Origin of the sequence: Bacillus thuringiensis (genome assembly GCF_022095615.2) — a bacterium.
GTDB lineage: Bacteria > Bacillota > Bacilli > Bacillales > Bacillaceae_G > Bacillus_A > Bacillus_A cereus_AG.
In genome coordinates this window covers 2,946,484-2,957,842 of record NZ_CP155559.1, presented here as the reverse complement: position 1 = coordinate 2,957,842, position 11,359 = coordinate 2,946,484, and the positions used below count along the sequence as shown (strand labels likewise).

Genomic DNA, 11,359 nt, shown 5'->3' with positions numbered 1-11,359 from the left:
ATATAATTTTATGAAAATTCTTATCACGAGAGGTGGAGGGACTGGCCCTACGATACCTCGGCAGCGGATTCTATATGAATACTGTGCCAATTCCAGCAAGGTAACTTGAAAGATAAGAAAGAAGCTCATTTTGACTGTATATACAGAAGCCTCTTTCTATCTTTTAGAAAGAGGCTTTTTTACGTGAAAATAAAAGGGGGAAGAAAAATGGGAGCGACAGGAGTAACGTCACAAAGAAAAACAATTGAAGAGAGTATCGAAAGAAATAAGGAAAAGTACATAGAAACAAGTCATAATATTCATGTGAATCCGGAGATTGGTAATCAAGAGTTTTACGCATCAAGAACGTTAAGTTTATTACTAGGTAGTGCAGGATTTCAGTTACAGCACAATATAGCGGGGCATGAAACAGGTTTTATCGCGCGGAAAAGTTCAGGAAAACAAGGGCCAGTTATCGCATTTTTAGCTGAGTATGATGCTCTGCCAGGACTAGGTCATGCGTGTGGTCATAATTTAATTGGCACAATTAGTGTCGCGGCAGCAATCGCATTATCAGAAACGCTTGAAGAAATTGGCGGAGAAGTTGTCGTGTTCGGAACACCAGCAGAAGAAGGCGGGCCAAACGGTAGCGCGAAATCGAGTTATGTAAAAGCAGGTTTATTTAAAGATGTTGATGCGGCGCTTATGATTCATCCGAGCGGAAAAACAGCGACAACGAGTCCTTCACTTGCAGTCGATCCACTTGATTTTCATTTTTACGGAAAGACAGCTCATGCTGCAGCTTCACCTGAAGAAGGAATTAACGCATTAGATGCGGTGATTCAGCTGTACAACAGTATTAACGCACTTCGCCAACAACTTCCGTCAGATGTGAAGATTCATGGTGTTATTACAGAAGGCGGAAAAGCACCTAATATTATTCCTGACTACGCCGCAGCAAGATTCTTCATCCGTGCAGCAACGAGAAAAAGATGTGCGGAAGTAACAGAGAAAGTAAGAAACATCGCAGAGGGAGCAGCATTAGCAACAGGTACGAAAGTGAAAATTCATCAATTCCAAAATGAAATCGATGAACTACTCGTAACAAAAACATTTAATGACGTTGTAGCTGAAGAACTAGAATTACAAGGTGAAGATGTAAACCGTAAAGAAAGATTTGGCATTGGTTCAACAGACGCAGGGAACGTAAGTCAAGTCGTGCCGACCATTCACCCGTACATTAAAATCGGCCCAGACGACTTAATTGCACATACGAATGAATTTAGAGAAGCAGCATGTTCAGAACTAGGAGACAAAGCATTAATTACATCCGCAAAAGCATTAGCGAATACAGCGTATCGATTAATTACGGAAGAAGGGTTGTTAGAGAAGGTGAAGGAGGAGTTTAGAGAGGAACAGAGGAATCAGGGATAAGGGGATTAAGGTGCTCTTTTCGAAGAGCAATCTAATTAATAAGTAGAGATATAAAAAAGAACATTGAAATATCAATGTTCTTTTTTATTTACTAATCATTGATTTTGTTGGTTTTTTTCAAGAAAGAGAAACTTTTACTGTTACGTATTCCTTTATCAGAACGACAATTTCTCCTCAAACTCACTCTTTAATACAATTAAAGGAGATGATAAGCCAAACTGCATTAAAGAGTCTAAAAATGTAGCGAGAGAATCCATCGAATCGCTCATGACCTTCATCATATAATTAAACTCCCCGCTAATTCGATATAAATCTGTTACTTCAGGAGCGGAATTACAATATTGGATAAAATCAGAGCATTGGCTCGTTTTAAACATAATGAATGCTTGAATGTTTTTATTAATTTTGGAAGGCTCAAATTTCGTTCGGTAAGCCGCTATAACTCCTTGATCTTCAAGTTTATTAATACGCTCTTTTACAGCAGGCTGCGTCATGGATATAATTCGTCCTATTTCTGAAACGGAAATTCTCGCATTTTCATATAACACGTTCATAATTTTATGATCGATTTCATCCAGTTTTACTGCGTTTTGCATGGGGCTATCTCCCTTGTTTTATTTTCTAAAGTAAATTGCAACTTATAACTATAATATCATAAGTGAAGGAACTAAATTACCTATAAATCTATATTTAAAATGATTGGTATTTGCATGAAAATATAAGTATAGGATTTACCCCGCATTAACGGGCAGTAAAACTCCCACCTCAAAATTCAGCTGGAGCAAAGTGGTTGGGTGAGAGATTAACTGGCCGTAAAAGCCCAATTGGTGAGGGTTAATAATCAGTGAGGGATGAAGAAAACCCCCACTGATTAAAGTTTCACTTTATCAAACGGAAATTTAGGAAGGATGGAAGAAATATATGAAGAATCTTGATGGAAAAGTAGCGTTAGTAACAGGGGCAAGTCGCGGAATTGGCCGTGCGATTGCGATGAGATTGGCGAAAGATGGAGCATTAGTTGCAATTCACTACGGCCGAAATAAAACAGCTGCAGATGAAACAATTAGTGAGATTGAATCTAATGGAGGAAAGGCATTCTTAATTGAAGCTGATCTCAATTCAATTGATGGTGTCAAAAAGTTAGTAGAACAGTTAAAGAATGAATTACAAATAAGAGTTGGTACATCAGAGATTGATATTTTAGTAAACAATGCAGGGATAGGTACACAAGGAACGATTGAAAATACGACAGAAGAAGTTTTTGATGAAATTATGTCTGTAAATATTAAAGCACCATTCTTCTTAATTCAGCAAACATTACCATTACTACGAGCAGAGGGGCGCGTTATTAACATTTCATCAGCTGAAGTACGACTTGGTTTTACAGGCTCCATTGCATACGGTTTAAGTAAAGGTGCACTAAATACGATGACACTTCCTCTAGCTAAACATCTCGGAGAAAGAGGTATAACAGTGAATACAATTATGCCTGGATATACGAAGACAGATATGAATGCGAAATTGCTAGATAATCCAGAAATACGAAATTTTGCTACGAATTCATCTGTGTTCGGACGAATAGGGCAAGTTGAAGATATTGCAGATGCAGTAGCATTCCTTGCTTCTCCTGATAGCCGCTGGGTAACAGGGCAGGTTTTAGATGTTTCTGGTGGGTTTTGTTTATAGGGGTATTCTCCATACCCATCAAGATAATCAAGTAAATTACTAGTTATGAAACGATCCTTGTTTCATATCTGGTAATTTATAGAAAGGTAGGCATGTTAAAGAAGTCTATTAAAACGTGATTTTTTCGCTAGGAAACTTGAATAGGGGGGCTGTTTCTGTTCTTGTGCTAGTATCAGGGATTATGGTTTAACGGTTGTTACCATCATCTTCAAATAAAGAGCAATTAAATTGGAAAGACGAACTTCTGCGATTTAAGAATATTCATCTTTGGGCAGCGTACGTAACAAGTATGTTCATTATTGGTGGTACGTTTGCAGCATTTAGTTATTTCACTCCAACCTTTACAAATGTTACAGGATTTTCAAGCACAAGCATTCCATATTTACTTGCTCTCTATGGTAGCGCGACGGTAATTGGGAATATAATAATGGGCAAGTTCGCTGATAAATTTACAATGAAAATACTTATGGGTGGATTAATTATATTAATCATAGCGTTGTCTTTATTTGCTTTAAGTGCAGAGAATAAATACATTGCAGTTATTTCTACGATTTTTATTGGTTTAGCTGGTGTAGCATTGAATTCAGCTATGGTTGCGAGGGTGATGAAATCAGCTAGTAATGGAATAATGATAAATACCGTTCATAGTTCTTTTATTACGCTAGGTATTTTTATTGGTTCGTCATTAGGTGGTCTTGGGATCAGTAAAGGATATGGTTTTGTATCTCCGCTATGGATTGGAGCTTGTTTAGCTATCCTTGGGGTGATTTCGTTGTTTCTATATTTACATAAAGGAAAGGCAGATTAAGATGTTTAAAATTTCTTTATATGGGGTACCGCCACACATCCATCAACTTAAGGATTTAGAATTCCCCACAAAAACGAAATTTTGTTAGCTTGATTTCGATGAGCGGTACCTCATAAAGACCCCTGATACATAATTGATGTTCTGCCATTTGTAGAAAACAATCCACTTATACCATTTTAACAAGAAGAAATATCTCGTCCATGTTGTAATATTGGCTTACGTTAAGCTTGTGAAAAAATCATATTCATGTATAATACAATTGATGTATGATACATTAGTTGTAGGAGGGTGACCTTTTTGAAAAGAGAAGATGCCTTAAAACTAAGAACAGATATTAAGAAAATGATTATAATAACTGGGGTTTTTGAATCTCAAAATTTGCCCAATGGACCATTTGAAAAACCTTTACCAACTTCTCAAATGATGGCGTTAGAGGAACTAGAGGTGGAAAAACTAACTGTTTGGCAACTATCCAATAAACTTAGATTAGAGACTTCAACTGTAAGTAGATTGGTAGATAAGTTAGTAAAAAAGGGGCTTATTTATCGTGAAGTAAATGAAAAAAATAGAAGAGAACTTTTTTTGCACCTCACAGAAAAAGGTCACATAACTGTTAATTACTTAAGAGAGCAATCCATTACGTTTTATCAAAGTATTCTCAATAATTTATCAGAATCAGAACAAAAAATAGTTGTGGATGGTTTTGAATTATTTATTGATTCTATTTCTAAGCCTTTTGATTAGAGTGAGGTAAGTCATAACATTTGGAGGATAAAATGAGTTTGCATTTTGAACGGCCTATTATTGAATTAAAAGAGAAATTTGATGAATTAAAGAAAATTATGAAAGAAAATAATGTAGATTTATCGTCAGAAATTCATGAATTAGAAAAACGTTTAAATAAAATGCAAGATAAAATTTATTCTAATATTACACCTTTTCAACGAGTTCAAATTGCAAGGCTACGTAACCGACCTACGACATTGGACTATATACCTTTATTGTTTACAAACTTTCTCGAACTTCATGGTGATCGATTATATGGTGATGATAAAGCAATGAAAGGTGGTATTGCAAAATTTAAAGGAATGCCCGTTACAGTTATTGGTCATCAAAGAGGTAGAAATACAAAGGAAAGTATAGAAAGAAATTTTGGAATGGCACATCCAGAAGGTTATAGAAAAGCGCTAAGACTTATGAAACAAGCTGATAAATTTAATCGCCCTATTATTACATTTATTGATACAATAGGCGCCTATCCAGGGATAGGGTCTGAAGAACGTGGGATTTCTGAAGCGATAGCTCGAAATCTATTTGAAATGACTACACTTAAAGTGCCAATTGTTTGTATTGTAATTGGAGAGGCATCAAGTGGTGGAGCTCTTGGCATTAGTGTCGGTAACCATATCCATATGTTAGAGTATTCATGGTACTCGGTAATTTCGCCAGAAGGAGCAGCATCTATCCTATGGAAGGACGCTAAGTATGCTCCGGAAGCTGCTGAACATATGAAAATTTCAGCAAAAGATTTAAAACATTTAGGAATTATTAATGAAATCATTCCTGAGATTAAAGGTGGAGCACAAAATGATATAAAATCACAGGCAAAAATGATTGAATCTGTAATCGAATCATCTCTAAAAAAATTGATACTATTATCCTCGGAAGAGCTTATACAACAGCGATATGAAAAGTATAGACAAATAGAGAATTATAAATGAAAACATTTAAAGTCCGTATTACATTTCGGAGGATTCTCGCAAAAAAATTCTAAATATTTTGTAAGTAACCTCTTAAACTGGGATATGCTGATACTATTACTCTACAAAAGATGTGTGATCGGTATGGAAAAGGAAAATTTGTTCAAATGGCAGTATTATCACATACCCATCAACTTAAGAAATTGATTGTTCCCCAAAACGAAAAAATGAGCTGAATTCTCATAAATAACTGTAAAAAGGTGAAAAATTCGGTATGGGGGTATCTCAAAAGCTTAGGTTGAAGGCAATGGGGTACCGCCAACAAGACGCGAATTTTGCACGCTAAGCAAAAAAACAATAAGCTGTCCACATGGACAGCTTATTTACATAATTCTCGTTATTGGAAGTAAAGTAAACCTCTCTTATTCAAAGAAAGGCATTACATGCTATTCCGAATGCAATAAAACAAATAAAATACTAAGACAACAACAGTAATAATACTCGATGCTGTTCTGAAAGTTTTGTTTTCATACGTTTTATTTAACAAGAAGAAGAACAAAACGACCCAGACCCCGTTGGAAAAGAATGATGTTAGTGCATTGAAAACAACTCGAAACGCAAACATAGAGTCTTCCATTAGTTTTTCACCCCCTTTTTTTTTCCTATTTTACCATTTAAGAGAAATGATATGTTGTTTGGTTTTGGTTGTATATTCTATACATGTGAGATTAACATAATGTCTCATTATCGGTAGCAAGTTTTTCATAGAATCCTTGTGTTTACTAAATTTTTTGTCTATATGTCTATCTATCACTTATACAAAATTTTATACATCGTTGATATAGCGGGGATTTTAGGGATCTTCGCTATTCTTTTTTGCATAAAATCTTGTGTAAAAAAAGTAGTTAGATTAGTGTGTTTTACTCCGGTTCATTTCAAAATATAATTGAAAATTCATCTTTAAATTAAAAAAAGAAGGTGTTCCCTTTATATATTAATACCTTCGAAATATTGTATAACAGATAATTTTTATGCATGATTGGTTAGCATTGCTTATTGTGCTAATGAATCAGGATAGTGTGGCGACCGACCAACTAAATAGTTGTTTTATCCTCAATTATTAGAAGGAAAGTTCTATCATTTCGTGAATTTATTAGACATAGACGAGTGCTATAATTTTCTATATCTCCATAAAGAGGTGACTACGCATGGATCAAAGACCGTCAGAAGAAGAATACGCCGGGAGCTCTGGCGAATATATCCGTTTGGTGCCGGACGGTAACATCATCGACATTCTGCTCGCCCAGGAAAAGCAAATGACCGAGTTCCTGGCATCGTTGACCGAAAGCCTGGCCGCGTATCGGTATGCGGAAGGAAAATGGACGCTGAAAGAAGTCTTGGGCCACATCGCAGATGCGGAACGCGTCATGACCTACCGCCTGCTCCGGTTCGCAAGAGGGGACCAGACGCCTCTGACCGGTTTCGATCAGGAATTATTCATACCTCCTTTCGAAAGCTGGACAACCGCGCAATTGGCCGAAGACTACCGGGCCGTACGGCAATCAACGATCACATTGCTGCGCGGGCTACCGGCGGAGGCGTGGACCCGCAAGGGCACAGCCAACAACCTAAGCATTACGGCGCGCGCCCTCGCGTACGGCATCGCAGGACACGAACTTCATCACATGGGGGTTATCCGAAATCGGTACTTGAGTTAATCGTCGGCTGAGGCCTTTGGAATGGAACTAACACCTCTCATACAACCTCAGATACCGTTCTTATTGAGGTCCCGCCCCAGAACCATCAACTTAAGGATTTAGACTATTTTTGAAATTAAAAGCACGTTACTATTCTTTTATGTTAATGAGAAATGGTGACGTGCTTTTTATGAATATGCACCAAAAACAAGAGTTATCTTTATTTGCCGAAGAGTTATATCGATTTTTTTCATTTGGGGGTATTTATTTTTCTTAGCTTGATGTTGATGGGGCACTACTCTATAATGGTCAAATTAAAATTTAAAACAGTTATAGAGACTCCATTCCTCGGAAATATTTTAACTATTAAGTTGTAAAAAGATATGATGCGAGGAGGGTTTTTATAAATCAAAAAAAATTGATGAATCAGTTGCATAAAGAACTAAACAGCATATATACTATAAACATCAAAAAAAATTGATGAAAGGAGAGTGAACTACAATGGCACAGGATTTTCAGTTATATGAGAAAAAATTTAAAGCGTTGGCGGATCAAAAGCGTTTAGAGATTATGTATGAACTTTGTCAGCGAGGCCAGACTTGTGTATGTGATTTAACAGAGATTTTTGAGATGACACAATCTAAGTTATCCTATCACTTGAAGGTTTTATTAGAGGCCGGTTTAATTGTAAAAGAAACAAAAGGTACGTGGAGTTATTATGATTTAAATGACGCGGAAGTGAATAATTTATTATCAGAAGAATTGTGCTGTATCTTTAGAAAAACAGGAAAAGGTAGTTGTTGTTAAAATTTTGAGCTATTAATCAAAAAAAATTGATTAATGATATATAAAGAGGAGGAATAAGGTATGAGATATGTTCACGTCGGTATAAACGTTACGAATTTAGAGAATTCTATTGAATTTTATGAAAAGGTATTCGGTGTATCACCAGTTAAGGTGAAAACGGATTATGCAAAATTTTTATTAGAAAACCCAGGTCTTAATTTCACGTTGAACGTGCGAGATGAAGTGAAGGGAAATCAAGTAAATCATTTTGGTTTCCAAGTGGATACAGCTGAAGAAATTACATTACATAAAGAAAGATTAGAAAAAGAGGGATTCTTTGCGCGTGATGAGATGGATACGACTTGTTGTTATGCGGTGCAAGATAAGTTTTGGGTAACGGATCCTGATGGTAACGAGTGGGAGTTCTTTTATACGAAAGCAGATAGTAATGTTCACAAAATAGAAGAGTCATCTTGTTGTACGACTTCAAATGAGGCAGCTAAAAATTCTTGTTGTTAATAGGAGATGGAAAATAAAATGAAACGTTTATCATTTCTAGACCGATATTTAACACTATGGATTTTTCTAGCGATGGCTGTTGGGATTGGTTTAGGGTTTGTATTCCCTAGTGTAGTAGATGGACTAAATGCATTACAAGTTGGTACGACGTCTATTCCTCTCGCTGTTGGTTTAATTGTAATGATGTATCCACCATTAGCGAAAGTTCGCTATGAGGAAATGGGCCGAGTATTTAAAGATGTAAAAGTGTTAGTGCTATCTTTAGTACAAAACTGGATTATTGGGCCGGTACTTATGTTTGTTTTAGCAATTATTTTTCTTCCTGATAAACCAGAATATATGGTCGGACTCATTATGATTGGGTTAGCTCGCTGCATTGCAATGGTAATTGTTTGGAACGATCTAGCTGATGGTGATAAAGAATATGCAGCAGGTTTAGTTGCTTTTAACTCGGTATTCCAAATGTTATTTTTCTCCGTTTATGCATACGTGTTTGTAACAGTAATCCCGGAATGGTTAGGAATTGAAGGAGCTATCGTTAGTATTACAATGGCAGAAGTGGCGAAATCAGTATTTATCTATTTAGGAATTCCTTTTATAGCAGGTATGTTGACACGATTTGTATTCGTGAAGTTAAAAGGCAGACTATGGTATGAAAAGGTGTTTATACCTAAGATTAGTCCACTTACATTACTTGCATTACTATTTACGATCATCGTTATGTTCTCTTTAAAAGGGGAAATGATTGTGAGTGTACCACTCGATGTAGTAAGAATAGCAATTCCGTTATTCATTTATTTTATCGTGATGTTTTTCGTTTCTTTCTTTATGGGAAGAAAAATTGGTGCAAGTTATCCAGTAACAACAACGTTAGCATTTACAGCAGGTAGTAATAACTTCGAATTAGCGATTGCGGTAGCGGTTGGTGTGTTTGGTATTCATTCGGGCGCAGCATTCGCAGCTGTCATTGGACCGTTAGTCGAAGTACCTGTCATGATTGCACTTGTAAATGTCGCTTTTTGGTTTAAACGTAAATATTTTAATGATCAATCAACTTAAAAACAAAGGTGGAAAACAACTTGGAAAACAAAAAGACAATCTACTTTTTATGCACAGGAAATTCATGCCGCAGCCAAATGGCAGAAGCATGGGGCAAACAATATGTAGGCGATAAGTGGAATGTATATTCTGCAGGTATTGAAGCACATGGAGTGAATCCAAATGCTATTAAAGCAATGAATGAAGTAAATATCGACATAACAAATCAAACATCAGATATAATTGATGCAAACATTTTAAATAGTGCTGACTTAGTTGTTACGCTTTGTAGTCATGCGGATTCTGTTTGTCCATCTACTCCGCCGCATGTGAATCGTGTTCACTGGGGGTTTGATGATCCAGCAGGAAAAGAGTGGTCTGAATTTCAACGTGTTCGTGATGAAATTGGTGAACGTATAAAGCGATTTTCTGAAACTGGGGAGTAAATAAAGAAAAGAGTCAATCTTCTATTGTGTTGGAGATTGGCTCTTTTTTTATTATATATTTCATTGGTTTAAAACAACTATTAAAAGGAATAGAGAATATTCTGTCATAATGGTAAAGTTAGAATAGAGCAGTTTCAAGGGGAATAACATATGATTTTTGAATTAAACAAGACTGATTTTTATAAATGTGTTTAATTATGTAGGTTATTATTTTCCTTTTGAGTAAATTAAGTGTATGTTACAAACCTATCATCGAGGGTTTTTACATGAAAGGAGAATAGGATGAAACACGTAATAAAAGACATATTAATAAATTATTTTAAAGAAATTCATACATTAGTAGTTGAAGAAGAATTACATAATAATAGTTGGAATACAGATGTACACTATAAAATTATGGTGAATGGAAAGCGATATTCCGCACGGTTTATAAATAGCGATCGAACAATCAATCCGGCCTTTGGGACGTTATCAAACGAACAATTGAAAGAGCAAGTACGGTATACGTATTATTTACGCGAGCGCGGAATTCCTTTTATGCAAATGAACAAGAATAGGGCAGGAGATTCATTTACGATTGTCACTTGGAATGATGAACAATACCGATTTGTATTGTCTAATTGGATCGAGGGAGAACATATTACACATTGTACAGAAGCTATCGCAAAAGCCTTTGGAAAGGAAGCAAGAAAGATACATGATATTTCTAGTATGTTTCAAAGCTCGACTTTTCAAAAGAAATCTCATTTAGATGGATATGGTGAGTTTATAAGACTATTAGAAAATAAAGGTGGTACATGCAAGGAATTGCGAGGGTATATGGATCTAGCTAAGTATCATATAGAATGCGCACATACGAGTGATTTGGAGTTTATTGTACAAACAGACTTAAATCCTTTGAATGTTTTATGGGACTCAAGTCAACAGGTAAAAGGAATTGTAGATTTTGAATCGATTGGATATGTCGATCGTATTGAGGGGCTAGCCTTTTTACTAAAGTGGTATTCTCGAACAGAAGGAATACAATCACATGAAGTCAGTCCAAGTGTTGCTAGTGCATTTTTAGAAGGGTATAAGGCTAGTAATATTGTAACTTCAAATGATTATAAAAGACTGTCCTCATTACTATGGCTATCCGGTAGTTTGAATTGGAATTTTGTGAAGAAAACGCTAAGTGTAATAAGTGAAGAGAGGGAATTAGAAGAACATTTGGAAGTTTATAGAGTAAGAGGAGAAAGACTATCTTCATTATTAATTTGTACATAA

The 11,359-nt window shown here is 35.9% G+C and carries 12 protein-coding genes, 1 pseudogene and 1 riboswitch; of the genes and pseudogenes, 11 read left to right on the top strand and 2 right to left on the bottom strand.

Features of this window, described 5'->3' with window-relative positions:
- Positions 1–17: 17 nt before the first annotated feature.
- Positions 18–119, top strand: a riboswitch (SAM riboswitch).
- Between the two features lie 88 nt (positions 120–207).
- A complete protein-coding gene (locus KZZ19_RS15355) occupies positions 208–1,413 on the top strand; it encodes a M20 family metallopeptidase (protein ID WP_237982222.1) in 1,206 nt (401 codons plus the stop codon).
- A 155-nt stretch (positions 1,414–1,568) separates the two neighbouring features.
- Here KZZ19_RS15355 and KZZ19_RS15350 read toward each other — a convergent pair whose 3' ends face one another.
- On the bottom strand, positions 1,569–2,009 hold the full coding sequence (locus tag KZZ19_RS15350) for an Lrp/AsnC family transcriptional regulator (RefSeq protein ID WP_237982221.1): 441 nt from the start codon (positions 2,007–2,009) through the stop codon (positions 1,569–1,571).
- Between the two features lie 325 nt (positions 2,010–2,334).
- On the opposite strand from KZZ19_RS15350, the gene KZZ19_RS15345 reads away from it, so the two are divergent.
- The 4 genes and pseudogenes from KZZ19_RS15345 to KZZ19_RS15330 all read left to right on the top strand — a co-directional run bounded on the left by KZZ19_RS15345 (position 2,335) and on the right by KZZ19_RS15330 (position 5,628).
- The gene (locus KZZ19_RS15345) at positions 2,335–3,099 is read left to right on the top strand and encodes an SDR family oxidoreductase (protein ID WP_237982220.1); all 765 of its coding nucleotides are present in this window, start codon (positions 2,335–2,337) and stop codon (positions 3,097–3,099) included.
- A 145-nt stretch (positions 3,100–3,244) separates the two neighbouring features.
- Positions 3,245–3,907: pseudogene (locus KZZ19_RS15340) on the top strand (MFS transporter); the annotation flags it as partial.
- Positions 3,908–4,204: 297 nt separating this feature from the next.
- Positions 4,205–4,651 (top strand): MarR family winged helix-turn-helix transcriptional regulator, encoded by a 447-nt coding sequence (locus KZZ19_RS15335; protein ID WP_061689405.1) that lies wholly within the window; start codon positions 4,205–4,207, stop codon positions 4,649–4,651.
- 32 nt (positions 4,652–4,683) lie between these two features.
- Positions 4,684–5,628: an acetyl-CoA carboxylase carboxyltransferase subunit alpha gene (locus KZZ19_RS15330; protein ID WP_237982219.1), complete on the top strand. Its 945-nt coding sequence runs from the start codon at positions 4,684–4,686 to the stop codon at positions 5,626–5,628.
- 418 nt (positions 5,629–6,046) lie between these two features.
- On the opposite strand, the gene KZZ19_RS31185 is transcribed toward KZZ19_RS15330, so the two are convergent.
- The gene (locus KZZ19_RS31185) at positions 6,047–6,244 is read right to left on the bottom strand and encodes a hypothetical protein (RefSeq protein WP_002170404.1); all 198 of its coding nucleotides are present in this window, start codon (positions 6,242–6,244) and stop codon (positions 6,047–6,049) included.
- Positions 6,245–6,815: 571 nt separating this feature from the next.
- Here KZZ19_RS31185 and KZZ19_RS15325 point away from each other — a divergent pair.
- The 6 genes from KZZ19_RS15325 to KZZ19_RS15300 all read left to right on the top strand — a co-directional run bounded on the left by KZZ19_RS15325 (position 6,816) and on the right by KZZ19_RS15300 (position 11,359).
- Complete coding sequence (locus KZZ19_RS15325) at positions 6,816–7,325, top strand: DinB family protein (RefSeq protein WP_237982218.1); 510 nt, start codon at positions 6,816–6,818, stop codon at positions 7,323–7,325.
- A gap of 480 nt (positions 7,326–7,805) precedes the next feature.
- Positions 7,806–8,111, top strand: a complete 306-nt coding sequence (arsR, locus tag KZZ19_RS15320) for an arsenical resistance operon transcriptional regulator ArsR (RefSeq protein ID WP_237982217.1) — start codon at positions 7,806–7,808, stop codon at positions 8,109–8,111.
- A 60-nt stretch (positions 8,112–8,171) separates the two neighbouring features.
- A complete protein-coding gene (locus KZZ19_RS15315; RefSeq protein WP_237982216.1) occupies positions 8,172–8,609 on the top strand; it encodes an ArsI/CadI family heavy metal resistance metalloenzyme in 438 nt (145 codons plus the stop codon).
- 18 nt (positions 8,610–8,627) lie between these two features.
- Complete coding sequence (arsB, locus tag KZZ19_RS15310) at positions 8,628–9,668, top strand: ACR3 family arsenite efflux transporter (protein WP_237982215.1); 1,041 nt, start codon at positions 8,628–8,630, stop codon at positions 9,666–9,668.
- A 20-nt stretch (positions 9,669–9,688) separates the two neighbouring features.
- Entirely contained in the window at positions 9,689–10,093 is a 405-nt protein-coding gene (gene arsC / locus KZZ19_RS15305; RefSeq protein WP_098585829.1) for an arsenate reductase (thioredoxin), read from the top strand.
- Positions 10,094–10,375: 282 nt separating this feature from the next.
- Positions 10,376–11,359: a phosphotransferase gene (locus KZZ19_RS15300; protein WP_237982214.1), complete on the top strand. Its 984-nt coding sequence runs from the start codon at positions 10,376–10,378 to the stop codon at positions 11,357–11,359.